Source organism: Flavobacterium sp. NG2, assembly GCF_034119845.1.
Classification (GTDB): domain Bacteria; phylum Bacteroidota; class Bacteroidia; order Flavobacteriales; family Flavobacteriaceae; genus Flavobacterium.
On sequence record NZ_CP139420.1, the window covers coordinates 2,943,363 to 2,967,294 of the forward strand.

The 23,932-nt window shown below is 33.7% G+C and carries 18 protein-coding genes; 10 read left to right on the forward strand and 8 right to left on the reverse strand.

What is annotated here, in order from left to right; translation table 11 throughout:
- Positions 1 to 93 precede the first annotated feature (93 nt).
- The 7 genes from SLW70_RS12270 to SLW70_RS12300 form a co-directional block, all read right to left on the reverse strand.
- A complete protein-coding gene (locus SLW70_RS12270; RefSeq protein WP_320888717.1) occupies positions 94 to 456 on the reverse strand; it encodes a nuclear transport factor 2 family protein in 363 nt (120 codons plus the stop codon).
- Position 457: 1 nt separating this feature from the next.
- Positions 458 to 1,387, reverse strand: coding sequence for a UDP-3-O-(3-hydroxymyristoyl)glucosamine N-acyltransferase (locus SLW70_RS12275; RefSeq protein WP_320888718.1), 930 nt, complete (start codon positions 1,385 to 1,387; stop codon positions 458 to 460).
- 97 nt (positions 1,388 to 1,484) lie between these two features.
- Positions 1,485 to 2,051 (reverse strand): elongation factor P, encoded by a 567-nt coding sequence (efp, locus tag SLW70_RS12280; protein ID WP_320888719.1) that lies wholly within the window; start codon positions 2,049 to 2,051, stop codon positions 1,485 to 1,487.
- 91 nt (positions 2,052 to 2,142) lie between these two features.
- Positions 2,143 to 2,928 (reverse strand): acyl-ACP--UDP-N-acetylglucosamine O-acyltransferase, encoded by a 786-nt coding sequence (gene lpxA / locus SLW70_RS12285; RefSeq protein WP_320888720.1) that lies wholly within the window; start codon positions 2,926 to 2,928, stop codon positions 2,143 to 2,145.
- A gap of 81 nt (positions 2,929 to 3,009) precedes the next feature.
- Positions 3,010 to 4,398 (reverse strand): bifunctional UDP-3-O-[3-hydroxymyristoyl] N-acetylglucosamine deacetylase/3-hydroxyacyl-ACP dehydratase, encoded by a 1,389-nt coding sequence (locus SLW70_RS12290; protein WP_320888721.1) that lies wholly within the window; start codon positions 4,396 to 4,398, stop codon positions 3,010 to 3,012.
- Complete coding sequence (gene lpxD / locus SLW70_RS12295; protein WP_320888722.1) at positions 4,391 to 5,434, reverse strand: UDP-3-O-(3-hydroxymyristoyl)glucosamine N-acyltransferase; 1,044 nt, start codon at positions 5,432 to 5,434, stop codon at positions 4,391 to 4,393. The genes SLW70_RS12290 and lpxD overlap by 8 nt, the downstream gene beginning before the upstream one ends.
- Before the next feature lie 118 nt (positions 5,435 to 5,552).
- Entirely contained in the window at positions 5,553 to 6,794 is a 1,242-nt protein-coding gene (locus SLW70_RS12300; RefSeq protein ID WP_320888723.1) for an HD domain-containing protein, read from the reverse strand.
- 206 nt (positions 6,795 to 7,000) lie between these two features.
- On the opposite strand from SLW70_RS12300, the gene SLW70_RS12305 reads away from it, so the two are divergent.
- From SLW70_RS12305 to SLW70_RS12340, 8 genes are all read left to right on the forward strand, one after another.
- Positions 7,001 to 7,495 (forward strand): hypothetical protein, encoded by a 495-nt coding sequence (locus SLW70_RS12305; RefSeq protein ID WP_320888724.1) that lies wholly within the window; start codon positions 7,001 to 7,003, stop codon positions 7,493 to 7,495.
- A 7-nt stretch (positions 7,496 to 7,502) separates the two neighbouring features.
- Entirely contained in the window at positions 7,503 to 8,624 is a 1,122-nt protein-coding gene (locus SLW70_RS12310) for an efflux RND transporter periplasmic adaptor subunit (RefSeq protein ID WP_320888725.1), read from the forward strand.
- Between the two features lie 20 nt (positions 8,625 to 8,644).
- Positions 8,645 to 11,809: an efflux RND transporter permease subunit gene (locus SLW70_RS12315; RefSeq protein WP_320888726.1), complete on the forward strand. Its 3,165-nt coding sequence runs from the start codon at positions 8,645 to 8,647 to the stop codon at positions 11,807 to 11,809.
- A complete protein-coding gene (locus SLW70_RS12320; protein ID WP_320888728.1) occupies positions 11,799 to 13,199 on the forward strand; it encodes an efflux transporter outer membrane subunit in 1,401 nt (466 codons plus the stop codon). Before SLW70_RS12315 ends, SLW70_RS12320 begins: the two co-directional genes overlap by 11 nt.
- A gap of 173 nt (positions 13,200 to 13,372) precedes the next feature.
- Positions 13,373 to 13,822, forward strand: coding sequence for an SRPBCC family protein (locus SLW70_RS12325; protein WP_320888729.1), 450 nt, complete (start codon positions 13,373 to 13,375; stop codon positions 13,820 to 13,822).
- Between the two features lie 395 nt (positions 13,823 to 14,217).
- Positions 14,218 to 16,995: a TrlF family AAA-like ATPase gene (locus SLW70_RS12330; RefSeq protein ID WP_320888730.1), complete on the forward strand. Its 2,778-nt coding sequence runs from the start codon at positions 14,218 to 14,220 to the stop codon at positions 16,993 to 16,995.
- A gap of 544 nt (positions 16,996 to 17,539) precedes the next feature.
- Complete coding sequence (locus tag SLW70_RS12335; protein WP_320888731.1) at positions 17,540 to 18,319, forward strand: tetratricopeptide repeat protein; 780 nt, start codon at positions 17,540 to 17,542, stop codon at positions 18,317 to 18,319.
- 1,190 nt (positions 18,320 to 19,509) lie between these two features.
- On the forward strand, positions 19,510 to 19,881 hold the full coding sequence (locus SLW70_RS12340; protein ID WP_320888732.1) for a VOC family protein: 372 nt from the start codon (positions 19,510 to 19,512) through the stop codon (positions 19,879 to 19,881).
- Positions 19,882 to 20,101: 220 nt separating this feature from the next.
- Here SLW70_RS12340 and SLW70_RS12345 read toward each other — a convergent pair whose 3' ends face one another.
- A complete protein-coding gene (locus SLW70_RS12345; RefSeq protein ID WP_320891794.1) occupies positions 20,102 to 20,671 on the reverse strand; it encodes a DUF4494 domain-containing protein in 570 nt (189 codons plus the stop codon).
- Positions 20,672 to 21,183: 512 nt separating this feature from the next.
- On the opposite strand from SLW70_RS12345, the gene SLW70_RS12350 reads away from it, so the two are divergent.
- Together SLW70_RS12350 and SLW70_RS12355 are read left to right on the forward strand one after the other, a co-directional pair.
- The gene (locus tag SLW70_RS12350) at positions 21,184 to 21,762 is read left to right on the forward strand and encodes a non-canonical purine NTP diphosphatase (protein ID WP_320888733.1); all 579 of its coding nucleotides are present in this window, start codon (positions 21,184 to 21,186) and stop codon (positions 21,760 to 21,762) included.
- 201 nt (positions 21,763 to 21,963) lie between these two features.
- Entirely contained in the window at positions 21,964 to 23,856 is a 1,893-nt protein-coding gene (locus SLW70_RS12355) for a DEAD/DEAH box helicase (protein WP_320888735.1), read from the forward strand.
- Positions 23,857 to 23,932 lie beyond the last annotated feature (76 nt).

The following is a 23,932-nucleotide window of genomic DNA, read 5'->3' on the forward strand; positions in this document are numbered from 1 at the left end:
ATATATTTTATGTAGTTTTTAAATTTTGTGTTGCAAAAATATAAAATAGAAAGCACTAATTTGTGTTCTAAATCCGATTTTTTAACACAAAATTTATGGTTTTTGACTAATTTGAAACCCGCGGAATAATTTATCGTCTTTTATTTCCCAGATTACCATAAAATGGCCTATCAACATTTCTTCTCTTGGATTTTCAATCGTTTTCGCAAAATGAGAATAACGCACTGAAACCATGTTATTTTCAGATACGATATGGCTTATTCTTACTTTGGAACGAACATAAGCTTTACTCAATACTTCTGAAAAATTAATTATAGAATCATAATCCAATTGGGTAAATCCTTCACTGTTATTCCAATCAACAATAATTTCAGGATGAATAAATTCTTTGATTACATCAGCGTTAATTAATGCATCTGATTTATAAAAATCAAGAACAATTTTTTTTGAAGACATACTATTGTAATTTAGTTAAAATATCTGGAATTTTTTTAATGTTGGCTAGTTGCTTTAGCTTTTCTCTTGACTCTTGTATAGGAGTTCCAAAATAAGACTTCCCTCCTGCCACGGATTTGGTTACGCCTGTTTGACCAAGAATAACAGCTTTGGTTCCTATTGTAATACCACTGGTAGTACCCACTTGACCCCATAGCGTTACTTCATCTTCAATAATTACGCAACCAGCAATTCCTGTTTGAGAAGCAATTAGACATTTTTTTCCAATAACAGTATCATGACCTACATGCACTTGGTTATCAATTTTAGTTCCTTCGCCGATGGTAGTATCACCTGTAACTCCTTTATCAATAGTGCAAAGTGCACCAATGCCTACGTTGTTTTCGATAACTACTCTTCCGCCAGAGACTAATTGGTCAAAACCTGTTTCTCGTTTTTTGTAATAAAAAGCATCAGCACCTAGAATTGTTCCTGCATGAATAATAACATTATCGCCAATTACAGTATGGTCATAAATGCAAACATTAGCATGAATCAAACAATTTTTACCAATTACAACTTGATTACCAATAAAAACATTAGGTTGAATCATGGTTCCTTCTCCTATTTGAGCTGTAGCTGCAATTGAAACGGAAGCATGCTGGAAAGGCTTGAAATGTTGGGTCAATTTATTGAAATCCCTAAATGGATCATCAGAAATCAACAATGCTTTGCCTTCTGGACAAGCTACTTTTTTGTTTATTAAAACAATAGTAGCTGCCGAATTTAAGGCTTTATCATAATATTTAGGATGATCTACAAAAACAATATCGCCTTTTTCAACGACATGGATTTCATTCATTCCTAAAACTGGAAAATTTTCATCACCAATAAATTCGCATTGCAATAAATTGGCTATCTCTTGTAAAGAGTGAATTTGTGGGAATTTCATAGCTTATTATTCGTTTTTAGTCTCCGTTTTCAGTCTCTGTTTTCAATCTTTAATAACCATTGTTAACAGCGACTGAAAACTAAAAACTTATAAAAAACTACTCTTTTACACGCTCCATATAAGAACCTGAAGCGGTATCAATTTTGATTTTATCACCTTCGTTGATAAACAAAGGAACGTTTACTGTTGCTCCTGTTTCTACTGTTGCAGGTTTAGTCGCATTAGTAGCTGTGTTTCCTTTTAAACCTGGCTCTGTATAGGTTACTTCAAGAACTACTGATGGTGCCATATCAACTGATAAAGGTAAATCTGTTTCAGTATTGATTTGAATCATTACATTTTCACCTTCTTTCAACAAATCTGGTGAATCCAAAACATTTCTGTTTAAAGTAATTTGTTCGAAAGTTTCAGCATTCATAAAGTGAAAATCATTTCCTTCTGGGTATAAAAACTGAAAAGTATGTGTTTCAACTCTTACAACATCAATTTTATGACCTGCAGAAAAGGTATTATCTAATACTTTTCCGTTTGTCAATGATTTCAATTTAGTTCTCACAAATGCAGGTCCTTTTCCTGGTTTTACATGAAGAAATTCAATGATTTTATAAATATCGTGATTGTGTTTAATGCAAAGTCCGTTTTTAATATCTGATGTAGATGCCATTGTGTTTTTATTTAATATTTTGTTTCATATTTTAATAGCTTATTTGTTTTTCGACTAAGCGATTAAAACATTTAAACAATTAAACTTTTATTTAATAATTCCCTGAATACCCTTTCATAACGCCTCGTGAAGAGTTACGGATAAAGTCTAAAATTTCGTCACGTTCTGGAGTTGCTTCCATTTCTGCTTCGATAATCCCTATTGCTTGTGTTGTATTGTAATTTTTTTGGTAAAGAATTCGGTAAATATCTTGAATTTCTCTAATTTTTTCAGTGGTAAAACCTCTTCTTCTAAGACCAACAGAATTGATTCCTACATAAGACAAAGGTTCTTTGGCTGCTTTAGTATAAGGAGGAACGTCTTTACGTAGTAAAGAACCACCTGAAATCATAGCATGGTCTCCAATACTAATAAATTGATGTACGGCAGACAATCCACCGATTACGGCATAATTACCTACTGTAACATGACCTCCTAATAAAACACCATTTACAATAATGGCATTATCACCTACATGACAATCGTGAGCAATATGCGCTGCAGCCATGATTAAACAGTTATTCCCTATGGTTGTTTGACCTGAAGCTATTGTACCTCTATTGATTGTAACACATTCTCTGATGGTACAATTATCACCAATGATTGCTAAAGAATCTTCTCCACCAAATTTTAAATCTTGAGGAACTGCAGAAATTACTGCTCCTGGAAAAATATTACAATTTTTCCCTATTCTAGCACCCTCCATGATAGTTACATTAGAGCCAATCCACGTTCCATCACCAATAACGACATTATTATGAATGGTTGTAAAAGGCTCGATAACTACATTTTTGGCTATTTTAGCGCCCGGATGAACATATGCTAATGGTTGATTCATCTATTTCTTGTTTATTCGTTTAATCGTTTAATTAGCTCTTTGTTTTTATAACAAATAAACAATTAAACGAATCAATATAATTTATTGTTTTTTAGCTATTTGTGCCATTAATTCTGCTTCTGCAACTAATCTACCGTTAGCATAAGCATTCGCTTGCATATGACAAATTCCTCTTCTGATAGGAGTAATCAAATCGCACTTAAATATTAAGGTATCACCTGGTAATACTTTTTGTTTGAATTTAACATTATCCATTTTCATGAAATAAGTCAAATAATTTTCAGGGTCTGGTACCGTGCTTAATACTAAAATCCCTCCTGTTTGAGCCATAGCCTCAACAATTAAAACCCCTGGCATTACTGGAGCTCCTGGAAAATGTCCTACAAAGAAACTTTCGTTCATTGTAACATTTTTCATTCCTACAATATGACTTTCAGACATTTCGATAATTCTATCAATCAATAAAAATGGAGGCCTATGAGGTAAAACCGACATGATTTTATGAATATCCATCAAAGGCTCTTGATTCAAATCATAAGTTGGAACAAAATTTCTTTGCTCAATTTTGATGATTTTAGCCATTTTTTTGGCAAATTGAGTATTTACAAAATGCCCTGGTTTGTTAGCTATAATTTTACCTTGAATTTTAGTTCCAATCAAAGCCAAATCCCCTACTACATCCAATAATTTATGTCTTGCTGCTTCGTTAGGATAATGTAAGTTTAGATTATCTAAAATACCATTAGGCTTAACAGCTAAGGTATCTTTACCAAAAGCTACTTTTAAATTAGCCATTGTTGAATCTGAGATATCTTTATCTACATAAACAATAGCATTATTTAAATCTCCACCTTTAATCAAACCATTTTCTAATAATGATTCTAATTCGTGTAAGAAACTAAAGGTTCTTGAATTAGCAATTTCAGATTTAAAATCGGAAATATTTTTAAGAGTAGCATTTTGTGTTCCTAGAATTTTGGTTCCAAAATCTACCATAGTCGTTACACTATAAGAATCGCTTGGCATTACAAGGATTTCACTGCCACTTTCTTCATCAGTAAAAGAAATAACTTCTTTCACTACATAAACATTTCGCTTGGCATTTTGTTCTTCAATTTCGGCTTTTTCAAGAGCTTCAACAAAATATTTAGAAGACCCATCCATGATAGGTAATTCAGATGCATTTAGTTCGATGATCACATTGTCTAAATCACATCCTTCCAATGCTGCTAAAACATGTTCTGGAGTTTGAATTTTTACACCTAATTTTTCTAAATTAGTTCCTCTTTGTGTATTTACAACATAATTTGCATCTGCTTCAACAACAGGATGCCCTTCTAAGTCAACTCTAACAAAAGTAAAACCATTATTTACTGGAGCAGGCTTAAAAGTCATTTTTACTTCTTTACCCGTATGCAATCCAACTCCAGTAAGAGATACTTCTGTTTTGATGGTCTTCTGTTTAACCATTGTTTCCGTTTTTATTGTTTAATATTTGTTTCTTTAACTCTTCTATTTCTGTAATTATCTTTGGTAAGTTCTTGAAATGAACGTACGATTTACTAAAGTCGTTGTATCCAAAAGTAGGACTTCCTTGCAAAACTTCATTATCTTTAATATTGCGACCAACACCCGATTGTGCTTGAATACGAACATGATTACCAATGGTCAAATGCCCTGCAATACCTACCTGTCCTCCTATCATACCGTTCTTACCAACTTTGGTAGAACCAGCAATACCTGTTTGTGCTGCAATTACAGTATTCTCCCCTATTTCAACGTTATGAGCAATTTGAATTTGGTTGTCTAACTTAACACCTTTACGAATGATTGTAGATCCCATCGTCGCTCTGTCGATAGTTGTACAAGACCCAATATCAACATTATCTTCAATTACGACATTTCCAATTTGTGGAATTTTTTTGAATGTGCCATCAGCATTAGGAGCATAACCAAAACCATCCGAACCAATAATGGTTCCTGAATGTATCGTGCAATTATTCCCTATAATGGTTTCAGAATAAACTTTAGCACCTGCAAAAATGGTAACATTATCACCAATTTTTACATTATCGCCCACGAAGCAATTAGGATAAATTTTCACATTATCACCAATCTTTACATTTGTGCCTATATATGAAAAACTTCCTAAATAAAAATTCTCTCCGTAAGTAGCACTCTCTGCGATTACAGTATGCTGTTCGATTCCGTTTTTATGTCCTTTTACTTGGTCATAAAATTCTAGTAGCTTTGAAAATGATAAATAAGCATCTTCAACTTTAATTAAGGTAGTTTTAATTTCAGATTCAGGTACAAAAGTTTTGTTAACAATTGTAATAGTTGCTTCTGTAGTATAAATATAATTATTGTATTTGGGATTCGATAAAAACGTCAAAGAACCATCTTTTCCCTCTTCAATTTTAGATAACTGGAAAACTTCAGCATTGGGATTACCAACTACTTCTCCTTCTAAAATTCCCGCTATTTGTTCTGCTGTAAATTTCATCTTGTTTAAATTATTTTTTTAAAACTTATAAAATGAACTTCCTTGATTGAAACTCATCTATACTTTTAAAAAAATGACTATCTCCTTTCATTTCGACAAAAATATAAAAAAATTGATGTTAATTCTTTATTTGTTCGAGATGTTTTGGGAAACAAATATAGTACTTAGTTACTGATTTTGATAAAGATTTTAAATTCAGTTGGTCTGGAGATTCAAATACATCCTCAACAGAACGGTCTTTTTTAAGTATTCGAATGGGTTCTGCTTCTATACTATAGGCTTGATTTTTTATTTTTCCTTTAAAAATAAAATAATTTGTTTCTTGTAGACTTAGGTTGTTTTCTTGAGCAAATTTTTCTTTCAAGATGTCCAAATCATCAATTGTAGGTTTATCAGATGACAATTTAATTTTTAATAAATCTCGATTGATAATCATTTTACTCAAAGACGATAAAATATAATCATCATTATTTTGCCAAGTTTTTAAGGCGCTAATAATGTCAAAATCATCTAATTGCGAAAACAAATCTAAATTTTTAGCATCAAAACTTTCAAGCGAAATTTTATTTTGCATAAAAAATTGCAAAGGTTCACTACAAGTCAGTTGAATCCCTTTATTGGTTAATTCTTTGGCTCTTTTTAAAACTTTTGTCAAAATTAACTCGGCAACTAAACTTGTTTTGTGTAGGTAGGCTTGCCAATACATTAATCTTCTAGACATTAAGAATTTTTCTATCGAATAAATTCCTTTTTCTTCAATTACCAATACATCATCCACCACATTCATCATCTGAATCAAACGCTCCGAATTGACATTTCCTTCAGCTACTCCCGAATAAAAACTATCGCGTTTCAAATAATCCATTCGGTCCATATCCAGTTGACTTGATATCAGTTGCAACATAAAAGTACGATGGTATTCTCCTTTAAAAACTTTGATAGCTAAATTCAATTTCCCTTCAAATTCTACGTTTAATTGTTCCATAAAAAACAAGGAAATTTCCTCATGATGAACGTCTTCTACAATGCTTTTCTCCATTGTATGCGAAAAAGGACCGTGACCAATATCATGCAACAAAATAGCAATATACAAAGCATTTTCTTCTTCTTCAGATATGGTTACTTCTTTAAAACGCAACACATCAACAGCTTTTTGCATTAAGTGTAAACAGCCTAAAGCATGGTGAAAACGAGTATGATTGGCACCAGGATAGACTAAATAAGACAACCCCATTTGTGTAATACGTCTCAAACGCTGAAAATAGGGATGTTGAATTAAATCATAAATTAATGCGTTTGGAATAGTTATGAACCCATAAATTGGATCATTGAATATTTTCAGTTTATTGATTTGACTCACTATGACTTTTTTTAAGGTCAACAAATATAGGGAAATTTGGTTTTAAAAACCGTAGCCTATAAATCTGTTTTTAATTATTTACACCTCATTAATTTTCCAATTTGGGGCTTCATTATAATCAAAACAAACGTTTAACAAAAATTTAAGTTCGGTTAGTTCGGTAATTACCGAACCTGTTGTAATTTTGCAAAATAAAAATACTAAACATGAGTATAGAAAACGATAGACTAGAGATTATCGAAATGTTTGGAAATCATTTTGAGAAATTATACAACATCCCTCCTCTTGCGGCGAGAATATTAGGAACACTAATCATTGATGGCTGTAAGACAGGCTTAACATTTGAATCTTTGTTAGAGAAAATGGGAGCTAGTAAAAGTTCTATATCTACCAATTTGAACTTATTACTTAAGATGGACAAGATTTCGTATATCACCAAAGCAGGTGATAGAAAAAAATATTTTAAACCTGCAGACCTAAGTGAGCGATTAGATAATTACTTAAAACTAGTCGACTCTGAGCAGCTTATTATGGATAGAATAGTTGATTACAGAGAAAAAACAGCTTCATGTCCCGAAGAAATATGCAACCTACAGAATGTAAAAGCATATAGAGAACATGTTGGTGAAGTAAAAAAACTATTTCTCAAGACCATTAACGAATTTAAAAGAATAGAAAGTCAAAATAAATCCAATAAATAATTCCCAGATGAAAAAGAGATATTTCATAACTGCAATCATAGTGTCTATCAGTTTATTGTCATGCAATCAAAAAAAGGCGGAACAAGCAGCTCCTCAAGCAATGCCATATAAAGTAGTGCAGCTTTCCAATTCAAATACTACCCTACTAGCGGAATACCCAGCTACTTTAGAAGGAATTACGGATATTGATATTCGTGCCAAAGTTGATGGTTATATTGAAAAAATATACGTTCAAGAAGGTCAGGAAGTAAAAAAAGGGCAACTGCTTTTTAAACTTGAAACTCAAACTGCTAACCAAGAAGCTGCCGCAGCCAAAGCAAAAGTAGCAGCGGCTCAAGTTGAAGTAAATCGTTTGAAGCCATTAGTAGAACGCAATATCATTAGTGATGTCCAACTCGAAACTGCAAAAGCAAATTTGGCAAGTGCAAAAAGTACCTACCAAGGTATTCTAGCCAAAATCAATTATGCTTCTATCAAAAGTCCGGTGAACGGAATCGTGGGTACTTTACCATTAAGAATAGGAAGTTATGTGAGTAGTCAAACGGCTGAACCTCTAACACGTATTTCTGATGTTAGCACTATTTATGCTTATTTCTCAGTAAATGAAAAGCAACAATTAGACATCATGATGAATGCAGAAGGGAAAACATTTCAACAAAAGATTGCTAATATGCCAGCTGTAAATTTGGTTTTAAGCAACGGAATGGTGTATGAACAAAAAGGGAAAATTGAAACTTTCAGCGGACAAGCCAATACGCAAACGGGATCTTTCAATGTAAGAGCGAGTTTCTCAAATGCCAATAAATTATTGCGTTCAGGAGGAAGTGCAACGGTACAGGTTCCAACTGATTTAAAAGATGTTATTGTTATCCCACAAAATGCTACTTTAGAATTACAAGACAAACGCATTGTCCTTATTGCTGATAAGGAAAATAAGGTAAAATCTATTCCAGTCGAAGTGCGTGCCATTCCTGGAGGACAGTTTTTTGTAGTGGATAAAGGATTAAATGTCAATGACAAAATTCTTATTGAAGGTGTGGGAATCGTTTCGGAAGGGACTCCTATAGTACCAGAATTAGTTGATTATGCTACCGTAATCAATCCTGAAAAAATCAAATCAACTAATTAATTTTAGAAAAATAACAGCTTATGTTTTCAAAATTTATTGACAGACCCGTATTGTCAACGGTGATTTCTATTATCATCGTTATTTTGGGAGTTTTAGGGCTAATTGCCCTGCCCGTTTCCCAATATCCAGAAATAGCCCCTCCTACCGTAACAGTTTCAGCAAACTACCAAGGTGCTAGTGCCGAGGTGGTAATGAACTCGGTAGTAATACCTTTGGAAGAACAAATTAATGGCGTTGAAGACATGGCATACATGACTTCGACATCTAATAATGACGGTTCAGCTTCTATAAATATTTACTTTAAATTGGGTACCAATCCTGATTTGGCTGCGGTAAACGTACAAAATCGTGTGTCACGTGCCACTTCGTTATTACCAAAAGAAGTAACTCAAGCAGGGGTTACCACCTCCAAAAGACAAAGTGATAATATCTTGATTTTATCGTTGTATAGCGAGAATCCTGAATACGACATTACATTCCTTCAAAACTACGCCAACATTAATATTTTACCAAAAATTAAACGTGTTCCAGGTGTTGGAGATGCTGTTATTTTTGGTCAAAGAGATTATTCGATGCGTATTTGGTTAAAACCTGATGTTATGGGCGCTTATGGATTAGTGCCTTCGGATATTTCAAACTTATTGGCTGAACAAAATATTGAAGCTGCTCCTGGGCAATTAGGGGAAGATAGCAATCAATCTTTTCAATATACTTTAAAATACAAAGGGCGTCTACAAAACACCAAAGAATTTGAAGATATAGTAGTACGTTCTACTCCAAATGGTGAAGTTCTAAAACTAGGTGATGTTGCTCGAATCGAATTAGGGGCCGTAAATTATGCGAGTAATTCGTATACTAACGGAAACCAATCTATTGCGATTGCCATTGCACAAACTGCCGGTTCTAATGCACAAGAAGTAATTGAAGGCTCCATAAAAGTTTTGGATAAATCAGCGATTAATTTCCCTAAAGGAGTGAAATATGTGACTTTGATTAATGCCAATGATTTCTTGAGTGAGTCTATTACAAAAGTTATTCATACTTTAATTGAAGCGTTCCTATTGGTGTTTATAGTGGTATTTATCTTTTTACAAGATTGGAGGTCAACACTTATTCCTGCTATTTCTGTACCAGTTGCTATTATTGGAACCTTCTTTTTCTTGAGTTTATTTGGTTTTACCATCAACTTGTTAACCTTGTTTGCTTTGGTACTCGCGGTCGGAATTGTGGTTGATGATGCCATTGTAGTCGTCGAGGCTGTTCATGCCAAGATGGAAGCTGGTGAACATGATCCTAAAAAAGCTGCACACAGTGCCATGAGTGATATTAGTAGTGCTATTATTTCTATCACATTAGTCATGTCGGCGGTATTTATTCCAGTTTCGTTTATTAGTGGTTCATCAGGAGTTTTTTATAAGCAATTTGGATTAACCTTAGCGGTATCTATTGTATTATCTGCAATTAACGCCTTGACACTTTCACCTGCACTATGCGCTATTTTCTTAAAAGAGCACGGAACAGGAAAGAAACGTGGCTTCTTGGAGCGTTTTTATACTGCTTTTAATGCTGGTTTTGAAAACACTACCGGAAAATACAAAAGATCAGTTGAGTTTTTGGTAAAACGCAAATGGATAGCATTTTTAGGAATAGCCGTATTTTCAGGGATTTTCATTTTGCTACTAAATATTACACCAAAAGCATTTGTACCTAGTGAAGATACTGGAGCTATTCTATCGGATGTTTCGCTTCCACCGGGAACTTCTTTACAGCGAACAGAGGAAATATTAGTCCAAATTCAAGATAAAGTAAAAGATATTCCAGAAATCAAAGAAGTACTTCGTATTTCTGGACGTAGTTTAATAAGTGGAACTGGAAGTAATTACGGGATGGTAATTGTAAAATTAAAACCATGGGCCGAACGTAAAGGCGATAATCAAGAAGTAACTGCGGTTGTACAAGAATTGTTCAAACGTGCTGCTACGGTTAAGGATGCCAAAGTATTGTTTTTTGCTCGTCCTACCTTAGTTGGTTTTGGTTACAGTAATGGATTCGAATTCCAATTGCAAGATCAAAAAGGGGGAACAATAACAGAATTAGAAGCGGTGAAAACCAAATTCTTAGCGGACTTAAATAGCCGCCCTGAAATTAAATATGCAGCAACATCCTTCTCACCCAATTTTCCACAATATCGTATTGATTTGAATGTAGCGGCCATCAAAAAATCAGGTTTAACTGTAACCGATGTTTTGGGAACCATGCAAGGGTATTATGGAGGAGTTTATGCATCCAACTTTAATAAATTTGGAAAACAATACCGTGTGGTGTATCAATCAGAACCACAGTTCAGAAGTAATCCTGAATCTTTGAACAAAGTATTAGTTCGAAATAGCAGCGGACAAATGGCCCCAATTTCACAATTTGTGACATTAGAAAAAGTATTTGGGCCACAAGCTATAGATCGTTTTAACTTGTTTACTTCGGTAAAAGTTACAGGAGCACCAAACGAAGGATTTAGTTCAGGTGACGCTATTAAAGCGGTACAAGAAGTAGCAAGTCAATCCCTGCCTTTGGGTTATGGATATGAATTCTCAGGAATGACTCGTGAAGAAATTAGTGCAGGTGGACAAACTATCTATATTTTCTTATTGTGCTTGATATTTGTTTATTTCTTATTAGCCGCACAATATGAAAGTTACATCTTACCTTTTGCAGTATTACTTTCATTACCAATTGGTTTAGCGGGAGCGTATATTTTTGCTTATCTATTCAAAGTGAGTAACAATATTTACCTCCAGATTACATTGATTATGTTGATTGGACTACTCGCTAAGAATGCCATTTTGATAGTCGAATTTGCGGCCGATGCGAGACGAAAAGGACTCAGCGTAACCCAAGCTGCCATCAAAGGAGCGGTTGCCCGTTTACGTCCTATTTTGATGACCTCATTTGCATTTATCTTTGGATTATTGCCATTGATGTTAGCGCAAGGTGCAGGAGCGATTGGAAATAAAGCAATTGGAACTGGAGCCATTGGAGGAATGTTAATTGGTACGATTTTAGGAGTATTTGTCGTTCCTATTTTGTTTATCGTTTTCCAAAATTTACAGGAAAAAGTTTCCATCAAACCATTGCCTACGCCACAAGAATCAGATGTTCAATCTTTAGCCGAAAAAAATGAAAAATAAAATATATAAAATTGGGATACTCGTTGGTACAGCTACTTTAATGCAAGCCTGTTTTGTAGCCAAAGATTACAAGCGACCAGAAGTAAAAACAGAAAATTTATACCGTACGGAAACCGTTTCCACAGACAGTCTTTCATTGGCAAATCTGAGTTGGGACCGCATTTTTACCGACCCTATTTTGCAAGGCTATATCAAAAAAGGATTGGAAAACAATTTGGATATCCGCATTGCTATGCAAAATTTGGAAGCTGCCCAAGCTACCATGTTACAAGGAAAAGCAGGCTACTTCCCTACTTTAACAACAACAACGGATTGGACACATCAAGAATTGTCAAAAAACAGTCAGATTGGTGCCATTGTGAACAACAGAACCGTAGATCAATTTCAATTGTTAGGGAACCTAAGTTGGGAAGCTGATATCTGGGGAAAAATAAGAAGCAACAAGCGTGGCGCTCAAGCGGCGTATTTGCAAACCAATGCCGCTAATCAAGCGATAAAAACACAATTGATTGCAGCCATCGCTTCGACTTATTTTCAATTATTAGCCGTTGACGAGCAAATTAAAGTAGCCGAGGAAACCTTGATTAACAGAGACAAAAGCATCGAGACGATTCTGGCTTTGAAAAAAGCGGGAAATGTTACTGAGGTTGGTGTTAAGCAAACCGAAGCACAAAAATACGCGACCCAATTAATCATCGCCGATTTAAAGAACAACACTATTTTGTTAGAGAACACATTAAGTGTCCTTTTAGGTCAAGCACCTACAAAAATAGAACGTTCTAGTTTTGATACTCAAAAACTACAACCTGCTATTAGCTTGGGAGTACCGGCAAGTTTGCTTCGTAACCGTCCAGACGTAATTGCTGCCGAATACAATTTGATTACTAATTTCGAGATGACCAATGTAGCCAAAAGTAGTTTTTATCCAAGCTTAAAAGTAACCGCTACAGGAGGTTTTCAAAGTATCGACATCCGAAAATGGTTGAGCGCCAACTCCATTTTTACCAATATTGTTACCGGTTTGACACAACCTATCTTTAACCAAAGACAGATTAAAACCAAGTACGAAATTGCACAGGCTAATCAAGAAAAAGCCTTTTTACAATTTGAGCAGTCGCTATTGACAGCAGGCAAAGAAGTTTCGGATGCTTTGGCACAATACAAAAACGAAACCTATAAAATTTCGGTTAGAGAAAAACAGGTCGAAGCTTTGACAAAGGCTTCTTCATTCTCAGATGAGTTACTGACGTATGGTTTAGCCAATTATTTAGAGGTCTTAACCGCTAAAAATGACGCTTTGAATGCCAAATTAAATTTGGTAGACAACAAGTACCAACAATACAAAGCCATTATTCAATTATACAGAGCCTTAGGTGGCGGATGGCAATAAAAGTTAATCTTTAGTTAGGTTATAATTGGTTGGTTAATTAAAAGTCACTAGGTATTTATCTAGTGGCTTTTTTAGTTTTAGGTATTCGTAAATTGTAATACCATAATGACTGTAAATGGAGCACTGCAAAACAAAATAATTAGTATCTTTAACTAACCAAAATTAGTCATGCCATGTCAACACAAACAGTAACCTTGCATCGCGTTATTAAGGCAACACCTGAAAAAGTCTATCGTGCCTTTACAAACCCCACAGCCTACGCATCCTGGATTCCACCCTATGGATTCCTTTGTTTGATACATGAAATAGAAGTCAAAGTTGGAGGTCAATTTAAAATGTCTTTTGAAAATTTTACAACTGGAAAACGCCATTCTTTTGGAGGGAAATTTGTAGCCATAGAGCCCAATGCATTTATCAAATATGCAGAACAATTTGACGACCCTAATTTACCAGGTCTGATGACCACATCAGTATGGTTAAATCCAGTTTCAGTAGGTACCGAACTAAAGATTATTCAAGAAAATATTCCCGTTGCCATTCCTGTGGAAATGTGTTATTTAGGTTGGCAAGAATCAATCGAAAAATTAATAAGGTTAGTTGAACCTGATATTCCTGATGCGTAATCTTTTACGCTTGTTGGAAGTTTTTTTATGTAGACATACTTCTGTAGCTATTCCCGTCATCCGTTACAAGGAACTTGGTTTCAAACCCTTTTTCTAGGCGCTGGCAGGAGCTTCCTCTGGTCGCTCTGCCACCACCAGAAAAAAGTGGTTTTCACCCTGCGTTCGCTTTTCACTTCTACCGGGGCTAGGCGTTTGGTGTAAATAATAACGTCATTATGGTTTCCCGTAACACTTATAATAAAGAGGGAATTATCTTTGAAAAATGTTAATAACTGAAAGAATAGTTGTAAGTATTTTTGGGGATTAAGTTGTATGTTTGGAAAAATAAAATATGACGGCTGTCAGACTTATATACTAGTTAGCGGTCATGCGGAAAGAAAATTACTATAAAAATTATGACAGGGAAAAATTACTCAATTGGTTCATTATGGAGAAGATGGGATTTGCATATTCATACTCCAGAAACAAAAAAAAATGATAATTTCGATGGCGCAACGATTGATGAAAAATGGGACAATTACATAAACGATATAAATAAACATTCCGCAGAAATTTCAGTAATTGCAGTAACAGACTATTTGTGTACTGATAATTATTTTAAGTTTATCGATTATTATAAAAAAGGAAAATTCACAAAATCATTTGATTTAATTCTTCCAAATGTAGAATTAAGAATTTCACCTGTTACTGCTTCAAGTATACCAATAAATATTCATTGCATTTTTAACCCTCAATTTGAAAGTAAAATCCATAATAGGTTTTTTCAAAATTTATATTTCGAATTTAGCGGAAGAAGATTCAAAGCAACTAGAGATGATTTAATTGATCTTGGAAAAACACATTCAAACAATCCATCAATGCCCAATAATACAGCTCTTCAGGCTGGTATATTACAATTTGTAGTTCCTTTTCATGTCCTTAAAGAAATTTTTGAAAAAGATGAAGAATTAAAAAAAAATACTATTATTATAGTTGCAAATGGTAAAGACGGAGTTTCAGGTCTCCACAAACATTATGATTATTTTGAAGGTAAACAGGTGAGCGCATTAGATGCCACACGCCAAAATATTTATAAATTTTCAGATTGTATATTTTCATCAAATGATGGTGACAGTAAGTATTTCTTAGGAAAAAAAACAGATGCTAAAAATAAAATCATAGATGATGAAGATGAAGTAAAACGTAAGTGCGGATCTTTAAAACCATGTTTCCATGGTTGTGATGCACATGAAAATAAAAAAATATTTAATCCTGACAATAATCAATTTTGTTGGGTCAAAGCTGATCCAACTTTCGAAGGCCTCAAACAAGTTATTTATGAGCCAAGCGAAAGAGTTAAAGTTCAAGAAAATAATCCTGAAAAAGATTTTGACAAACCTATCTTTACGTCGATAGAAATAAAATCGAATATAAAAATATTAAATGATTCTAATTCAGAATTGACTTTTTCTCCAATAATTTTTCCTTTAAATAGAAATCTTGTTTCAATTATTGGAGGTCGTGGACAAGGTAAATCAATGCTTGTAAATTATCTAGGGCATGGTCTAGGCAAAGAAATAAATCAATCTCTAGCGTCCAAAATAAATTTAGATAATAATTTTAATATAAGTTGGGAACAGAATTCTGAAGCTGACACAAAAACTTATTCATTAAATTCTCAAGTTAATTTACCATTCACATTTATTTATCAAAGCAAGGTTAAGGAAATTGCTGAAAGTTCTGAAAATCTAAAAAAAGAAATTCTAGAAATGCTCGAAGGAGCTGGTTTTAAGAAACCGCAATCAGCGGTTAATGAATTTGAAATAAAAGAAAAATTCCAAAACTATTGGAACATTCTTGATTGGCTAGATAGAATTGACGAAAGAAACAATAAAATAAATGACGAGAAATTTGTTAAAACTAAGATTGATGAAATCCAAGATAATATTGATTTGGTTACAGAAGGATCAAACAAAAAACTCTTGGAAGATTATGTCCAAAATATAAATACTATTAACGAAAAAGAGAGCAAACTTAGAAAGTTAAAAGAATTAAGAAGTGACATCATCAGTTTTAGAGATCAACTTAATGATCAAATTAAAAACTTTGACAATATTTCTAATATTGATACAGAAACACAACAAAGAGAAATAATTGTTGAATTCAGAAAAATTTCCAAAGAAATTATAGAATTTGAACAAAAAAACAAAACGATAAAAGAGGATAATTTTAAAGACTTCAAAGGTGATTTATCACAATTACTCAATAATTTAACTGGTTATCAAGAAAGCAAAAATACGCTTGAAGAAAAATTAAGCAGTATAAAAAACAAAAAGAAAGAGTTAATAGACGTAAAGATATCTTTAAATGAAATTATTCAACATCAAAAAAACACACTATTAATAGAAGGTCATTTCATCAACACGGTATGGAAGGACAAAATTTTTGATAACACAGAAAGAGGTCAAAGAGAAAATGAGTTAATTAAAAATATTCTTGCTGACAAAGAAATTTCTATTGAGGGTATAACTTTCTTTAATATAAATCAATTTATTAAGATTGCAGAAAATTATATTGATGGTAGAGCCTTACGACCTAAATCTAAAGAGAAAATCTTAGAACTATTAGAAATAAATCCAAGAAATATTTCACATGACGTTTTAAATTATACCATTGAAAAAATAGAAAAAATAAAACATAACAACTCTAATTGCTTTTACAATGGTATAGATAGTGACATTTTTCAAATATTTGTTGACCCCGAAATAAAAAACAAGTATGTTTATGTTATACCTGATATTACAATCGGTGGAAAAAGTATAAATAATTTGTCCGCTGGTCAGAAAGGGACAGTTTATTTATGTTTAAAATTGGCTACACAATTATTTTCAGGTCCAATAATTTTTGATCAACCAGAAGATGATTTAGATAATGATTTTATAACAAATCATCTAATTGAACTTTTCAAAAAAATAAAAGAATATCGTCAAGTAATTATAGTATCTCATAATGCAAATTTGGTAGTTAATTCCGACTCAGAACAAGTAATAATTGCAATCAATGAAGATGAAAATTTAAGCTACAATACTGGCGCATTAGAAAACAATGACATAAATCTCGAAATTTGTAGAATACTTGAAGGAGGCGAAAAAGCTTTTGAAAAACGTCGTGATAAATATAGATACGTAAAGTAAGCACGACCGCTAATCGAGTAGACGGCTCTGCCAGTAACTGACAGAGTGCCCCATGCTTGCGCGAGCGTCACGCTCGTGCACACAAAGAAAAGACAAAAACACATATGACAATTGGACCGGGTACGAGCGTGACGCTTGCACTAGCTAAATGGAATATAAAATAGGTATCTGTACAAACCCGCTCCGCAAAGTCTTCAGACTTTGAGGTATTTTTAAATTCGATATTAAGAATGACAATCACCCCAAAGTCTCCTGACTTTTGACTAATCTTGTTAATTGCATTTTGTGAATACTGGATTTAAAACGTCAATATGTTTAGTAGGTTTATCGATTTGTAGATTTTATAAAAACATTTTGTGCAAAAGTCAGAGACTTTTAGAACGATTTCGTTTGAAACAACATTTTAAAATTGCGCAAAGTCAGAGACATTTGCGCAGCACGTGTAATAGAGTTTAGGAACACTACGAAGAGCCAATTAAATCAAAAATTGAAAAGTCACGAGCTACAAAACATTTCAAGGAAGTTAAACAACAAATAGAAAAAAATGAAAAAATATTTTTTGCTCATTATTGGATTGTTATTTATGAATTTTGTCTTCGGTCAAAATGCAGATGAATTAAATATACAATCTAAAGAATTATTAAAAAAGCGAGACTACGAAAAAGCACTTCCAATTTTGAGAAAATCTGCAGAATTAGGAAATGCGGAAGCTCAATATAATTTAGGTTATTTTCTTCAAAATGGAGTTGGAATTGTTAAAAACGAAAAAGAAGCTTTTGAATGGTATAAAAAATCTTCCGAAAATGGCTTTAACGATGGTCATTATGCAATGATGATGGCTTATGGAAATGGAATTGGAACAGAAATTGACGCTGAAAAAGCATTTGAATACGCATTAAAGTGTGCAAATAATGATGACGCAACTTGTATGTGGAATGTTGTAAATTGTTTTAAACAAGGTTTAGGGGTGTTAAAAAATACGAATAAAATGCTTGAATGGGCAACAAAATTATCGTTATTAGAAAATCCAGATAATTTAAATTTAAGCGGAAATATAACTTCGACAAGATTAAGTTTAGCTTATATGTATAGAGATGGTGATAGTTTAGAAAAAGATTATTACAAAAGTTATATTTGGTTTTTAATCTATAACGAGTTTAAAAAAGACTTTTCTATTATTCAACAAAATCAAATAATCGAAGAAGTTAAAATAGCAGAAGCTAAACTAAACAACAAGCAACTTAGTACAGCTAAAGATGACGCAGAAAGAATATTTGGAAGAAAATTAATAAATATTGAAAATTTACACAAAGCAGATTTTTGATAAATTCGAACTGCCCGCTCACCGCTCCGCAAAGTCTTCAGACTTTGAGGTATTTTTAAAATCGATAGTAAGAATCACAATCATCCCAAAGTCTCCTGACTTTTGACTAATCTTGTTAATTGCATTATGTGAATTCTGGATTTAAAACGTCAATATGTTTAGTAGGTTTATCGATTTGTAGATTTTATAAAAACATTTTGTGCAAAAGTCAGAGACTTTTAGAACGATTTCGTTTAAAACAATATTTTAAAATTGCGCAAAGTCAGAGACATTTGCGCAGCACAGATAATAAAGTTTAAGAACAATACGAAGAGCGGTTGCATAGGTTTTATGGTTTTTTCCTTCATCGAAATCCACTATAAGACAACAAATTAAAAACATCTCCTCAGGGAAATTACTTCCCCGCTCCGCAAAGTCTTCAGACTTTGAGGTATTTTTAAAATCGCTATTAAGAATGACAATCATCCCAAAGTCTCCTGACTTTTAACTAATCTTGTTAATTGCATTTTGTGAATACTGCTGGATTCAAAACGTCAATAATTTGGTTAGAAGCTTTGTCGATTTGTAGATTTTTTATAAAAACATTTTGTACAAAAGTCAGAGACTTTTAGAACGATTTCGTTTAAAACAACATTTTAAAATTGCGCAAAGTCAGAGACATTTGCGCAGCACGCATAATAAAGTTTAGGAACACTTCGAAGAGCAGTTACATAGGTTTTGTGGTTTTTTCCTTCATCGAAACCCCGCTCCGCAAAGTCTTCAGACTTTGAGGTATTTTTAAAATCGATTTTATGAATGACAATCATCACAAAGTCTCCTGACTTTTGACTAATCTTGTTAATTGCATTTTGTGAATACTGATGGATTCAAAACGTCAATAGTTCGGTTAGAAGCGCTATCGATTTGTAGATTTTATAAAAATATTTATGCAAAAGCCAGAGACTTTTAGAACGATTTCGTTTAAAACAACTTTTTAAAATTGCGCAAAGTCAGAGACATTTGCACAGCACACATAATAAAGTTTAGGAACAACGCAAAGAGCGGTTACATAGGTTTTGTGGTTTTTTCCTTCATCGAAATCCACAATAAGACAACAAATTAAAAACATCTCCTCAAGGAAATTACTTCCCTATCTATTTTTTTATTAAATTGAGTAATCCAAAAATTAGTACTAACTCAAATTAATTAATATGAAATTAGGAGCGTTTTCAATGAGTCTGAATGTCAAAGACTTAAAAGTATCAAAAGAGTTTTACGAAAAATTAGGTTTTCAGGTTTTTGCGGGAAGCATGGAGCATCAGTATCTGATAATGAAAAATGACAATGCTCTCATTGGACTTTTTCAAGGGATGTTTGAAGGGAATATTTTGACTTTTAGCCCAGGTTGGGATGAGAATGCTAAAAATCTAGATAATTTTGACGACATTCGTAAAATTCAGCAACAGTTAAAAAATAGCGGTCTCACACTAACAACAGAAGCTGATGAAAAATCGGAAGGACCTGCGAGTCTTATGTTGACTGATCCTGATGGAAATGTTATTTTACTGGACCAACATCGTTAAAAGATACAGCTTTGTCTCGTCTTGAAAAAATACAAAACATGATTATGTACCCGATTTTGCGCGAGGGATAGCAGTGGAAATCCTTTTTATAATGTAGCGATAGCGGAATTATAAAAAGATTGCAACGAATAGCCCGGTCCGGAGTTTACGGAGGACGCGCCCTAATTATCAAAAAAAAAGGCTCGCTAAATTATTTATACGAGCCTATTTATAATTCGTTTTAGATGGTTTCCTCTAATTCGGTTTCAAGTTCTGCTTCTAGTTCTGCTTCAATTGAAATTTCTTTTTGTTCTGCCACAAAAGGTTTGGAAGCTTTGATTGCGTTGAATCTTTCTAGGGCTTCCACTGCTCCTTCTTCCCCACTGAAATATGGAAAAACATCCAATATAGGCGATTCAGCAATGGCTGGAATGGTGTAATCCCCCATTGTGCCTTTCATTACATGGATGGTGTTGTCGTAGGCTTCTCTAATATCGTTGGCCTGAATCAACAAATACATATTGGTTTTACGTTCTTTACCGCTTTCTTCGTCATAGGCTAACAAAGAAACTTTGGATTTAAACCAACGATCAGTGTTTTCAAAAGGATGAATTTCGGCAAAATTAGCCACTTTGATGTTGGTGATTTTAAACTCTTCACTGGTATAAGCTGCAATTTCTTCATTTATACGAGATTCAGCCTCAGTGTATGATAAAGCGTCTACTAAATAAGGCTCCGTTACGACCTTTTGTAGTCCTGTTTCATCTGTTTTTCTATATTTTACTTTGCATTCGTACCAAGTTGCGCTCATAATATCTTTACATTTTAAGGATGTCAAAGGTAAATTTTAATGCAGAAAAAATCCAATATTCCCGAAATAGATATTCACAATTATTTATAGTATTAAGTACAAGCGGATTAAAATATACTATTTGGGCAATTTAAAATTTGGGGCAAAAAAAAAGGAGCGCTTTTTACACGCTCCCATTTTGTAGGTTTTGATTCATCACTTCAGCTTACTTATTCCAAAATATTCCATCTTACAGCTGAAAATGAAAATTGAGTCATCAATTTTATGTGAAACTTGATATAAACAAATAATTAATCAAAACCACCTACCAAAGATACAACTATAAATTACATAATCAATTAATTTATAGCGATTTAACCTCCATTTAACAGAACTAAAGTATTAATTTTGAATTCTTTAGCATACTATCAATTTTGATGAGTTATCACTATTGAGTTTTTTTCGTGAAAGAAGCCTAAAAGAAAAAATACCAAAATTCTGTACATTTGAACGCAAATCTTAAAAATCAGTCTATGCAACTTGTTTTTGCTTCAAACAATAAAAATAAAATTAGAGAAATTCAGCAACTCCTTCCGGATAACATTCAAATCCTAAGTTTGGCCGAGATAGGTTGTCACGAAGAAATTCCCGAAACGGCAGATACTATTGAAGGAAACGCGATATTGAAAGCCAATTATGTAACTGAAAAGTATGGTTACGACTGTTTTGCTGACGATACAGGTCTTGAAGTCGCTGCTTTAAATGGAGCTCCAGGTGTTTATTCGGCTCGTTATGCGGGAGAACCATCTGATTCGATTGCTAATATGGATAAACTTTTACAAGCTTTAAAAACTGAAAATAATAGAGAAGCACAATTCAAAACGGTGATTGCTTTAAACCTTAATAGCGAGCAGCAACTTTTTACTGGAATTGCCAAAGGCGGGATTACACTTTCAAAATCTGGACAAGAAGGATTTGGCTACGACCCTATTTTCCAGCCAGAAGGACAGCTAGTGACCTTTGCCGAGATGCCAGCTGAGCTTAAAAATGCAATCAGTCATCGTGGAAAAGCGACTCGGGCTTTAATTTCCTTTTTAAACAGCTTGAAATAATCGTTTAAATCACAATATTTTACAAAACTTTTTGATTTTGCTGACTATTTAACAAGCTATAAAAACAAAAAACTAAGAAGAATTCATCTTAAATAAATATAACTTTCTGATAATCACATATTAATAAAACACTAAAACTTAGAACTCCATTAGTTTATGTGAATTATTAACAGTACTTTTGCACCCTATTTAAAATTACATATGAATAAATTTGAACAATTAGGATTGAGTGAATCGTTACTGAAAGCGATTTTAGATCTAGGATTTGAAAATCCGAGCGAAGTACAGGAGAAAGCGATTCCCCTATTATTGGAAAAAGATACAGATATGGTTGCGTTGGCTCAGACAGGGACAGGGAAAACGGCAGCTTTTGGTTTTCCAGTTATCCAAAAAATTGATGCTAACAACAGAAACACACAAGCATTAATTTTATCTCCAACGCGCGAGTTGTGTTTGCAGATTACCAACGAACTTAAAAACTACTCTAAATACGAAAAAGGTATTAATGTGGTAGCAGTTTACGGTGGAGCTAGCATTACAGAACAAGCAAGAGACATAAAAAGAGGAGCACAAATAATTGTGGCTACTCCAGGAAGAATGCAAGACATGATCAATAGAGGTTTAGTAAACATTACTCAAATCAACTATTGTATTCTTGACGAAGCAGATGAAATGTTGAACATGGGATTCTATGATGATATCATCAACATCCTTTCGACTACACCAGACGAAAAAAACACTTGGTTATTTTCTGCAACTATGCCTGCAGAGGTAGCTAGAATTGGTAAACAATTCATGACTGATCCTGTTGAAGTAACTGTAGGAGCTAAAAACTCAGGATCAAACACCGTTTCACACGAATTTTACCTTGTAAATGCTCGTGACCGTTACGAAGCTTTGAAACGTTTAGCTGATGCCAACCCAGACATTTTCTCAGTTGTTTTTTGTAGAACAAAAAGAGATACTCAAGCTGTTGCTGAAAAATTAATCGAAGATGGATACAGCGCTGCTGCCTTACACGGAGATTTATCACAAGCACAACGTGATGGGGTTATGAAATCGTTTAGAGGGCGCCAAATCCAAATGCTTGTTGCGACTGACGTTGCTGCACGTGGAATTGACGTTGACAATATTACTCACGTAGTAAACTACCAATTACCTGACGAAATCGAAACCTACAACCACCGTTCTGGTCGTACAGGTCGTGCAGGAAGATTAGGAACTTCTATCGTAATTGTTACCAAAAGTGAATTGCGTAAAATTTCCTCTATCGAAAGAATCATCAAACAAAAGTTTGAAGAAAAAACAATTCCTTCAGGAATTGAGATTTGTGAAATCCAATTATTGCACTTAGCTAATAAAATTAAAGATACAGAAGTTGATCACGAAATTGACAACTACTTACCAGCTATCAACAATGTTCTTGAAGATTTATCTAAAGAAGAATTGATTAAGAAAATGGTTTCAGTAGAATTCAACCGTTTTATCAATTACTACAAGAAAAACAGAGACATTTCTACTCAATCTGGAGACAGACGCGAACGCGATGACAGAGGTGAAGGTGCTTCAAGAGGAAACAATAATGGTGCTACAAGATATTTTGTGAACATTGGTTCAAGAGATAACTTTGACTGGATGTCATTAAAAGATTACTTGAAAGAAACGTTAGACCTAGGTCGTGATGATGTTTTCAAAGTAGATGTAAAAGAAGGTTTCTCTTTCTTTAACACAGACCCAGAACACACTGATAAAGTAATGGAAGTATTGAACAACGTACAATTAGAAGGACGTCGTATCAATGTTGAAATTTCTAAAAATGATGGTGGCGGAAGACGTGACCACAACGGAAGAAACTCAGGTGGAAGACGCGAAGGAAACTTTGCTCCAAGACGTGAAGGTTCTGGTGGTGGATTCAGAAGAGATAGAAATTCAGCTCCAAGAGAAGGTGGATTTGGAGGAAGAAGCTCAGCTCCTAGAAGAGAGGGTGGTTTTTCTGACAGAGCCCCAAGAGGAGAAGGTTCTTCTGATAGAGCACCAAGACGTTCTGAAAGCTTTGGTGATGCACCAAGACCAAGAAGACCAAGAAGAGACTAACACCCACTGTTAATTTTCTTATAATTATATAAAGAAACTACAAAATATTAATTGCTGATTTATTACTTTTAAAGTC

Excerpts from the sequence above, each read along its gene's own strand:
- SLW70_RS12310 (WP_320888725.1), top strand. The coding sequence starts at position 7,503 with ATGAAAAAGAGATATTTCATAACTGCAATCATAGTGTCTATCAGTTTA.
- SLW70_RS12270 (WP_320888717.1), bottom strand. The coding sequence starts at position 456 with ATGTCTTCAAAAAAAATTGTTCTTGATTTTTATAAATCAGATGCATTA.
- SLW70_RS12315 (WP_320888726.1), top strand. The coding sequence starts at position 8,645 with ATGTTTTCAAAATTTATTGACAGACCCGTATTGTCAACGGTGATTTCT.
- SLW70_RS12350 (WP_320888733.1), top strand. The coding sequence starts at position 21,184 with ATGCAACTTGTTTTTGCTTCAAACAATAAAAATAAAATTAGAGAAATT.
- SLW70_RS12325 (WP_320888729.1), top strand. The coding sequence starts at position 13,373 with ATGTCAACACAAACAGTAACCTTGCATCGCGTTATTAAGGCAACACCT.
- SLW70_RS12320 (WP_320888728.1), top strand. The coding sequence starts at position 11,799 with ATGAAAAATAAAATATATAAAATTGGGATACTCGTTGGTACAGCTACT.
- lpxA (WP_320888720.1), bottom strand. The coding sequence starts at position 2,928 with ATGAATCAACCATTAGCATATGTTCATCCGGGCGCTAAAATAGCCAAA.
- lpxD (WP_320888722.1), bottom strand. The coding sequence starts at position 5,434 with ATGAAATTTACAGCAGAACAAATAGCGGGAATTTTAGAAGGAGAAGTA.
- SLW70_RS12275 (WP_320888718.1), bottom strand. The coding sequence starts at position 1,387 with ATGAAATTCCCACAAATTCACTCTTTACAAGAGATAGCCAATTTATTG.
- efp (WP_320888719.1), bottom strand. The coding sequence starts at position 2,051 with ATGGCATCTACATCAGATATTAAAAACGGACTTTGCATTAAACACAAT.
- SLW70_RS12305 (WP_320888724.1), top strand. The coding sequence starts at position 7,001 with ATGAGTATAGAAAACGATAGACTAGAGATTATCGAAATGTTTGGAAAT.
- SLW70_RS12345 (WP_320891794.1), bottom strand. The coding sequence starts at position 20,671 with ATGAGCGCAACTTGGTACGAATGCAAAGTAAAATATAGAAAAACAGAT.
- SLW70_RS12355 (WP_320888735.1), top strand. The coding sequence starts at position 21,964 with ATGAATAAATTTGAACAATTAGGATTGAGTGAATCGTTACTGAAAGCG.
- SLW70_RS12330 (WP_320888730.1), top strand. The coding sequence starts at position 14,218 with ATGACAGGGAAAAATTACTCAATTGGTTCATTATGGAGAAGATGGGAT.
- SLW70_RS12340 (WP_320888732.1), top strand. The coding sequence starts at position 19,510 with ATGAAATTAGGAGCGTTTTCAATGAGTCTGAATGTCAAAGACTTAAAA.
- SLW70_RS12290 (WP_320888721.1), bottom strand. The coding sequence starts at position 4,398 with ATGGTTAAACAGAAGACCATCAAAACAGAAGTATCTCTTACTGGAGTT.
- SLW70_RS12335 (WP_320888731.1), top strand. The coding sequence starts at position 17,540 with ATGAAAAAATATTTTTTGCTCATTATTGGATTGTTATTTATGAATTTT.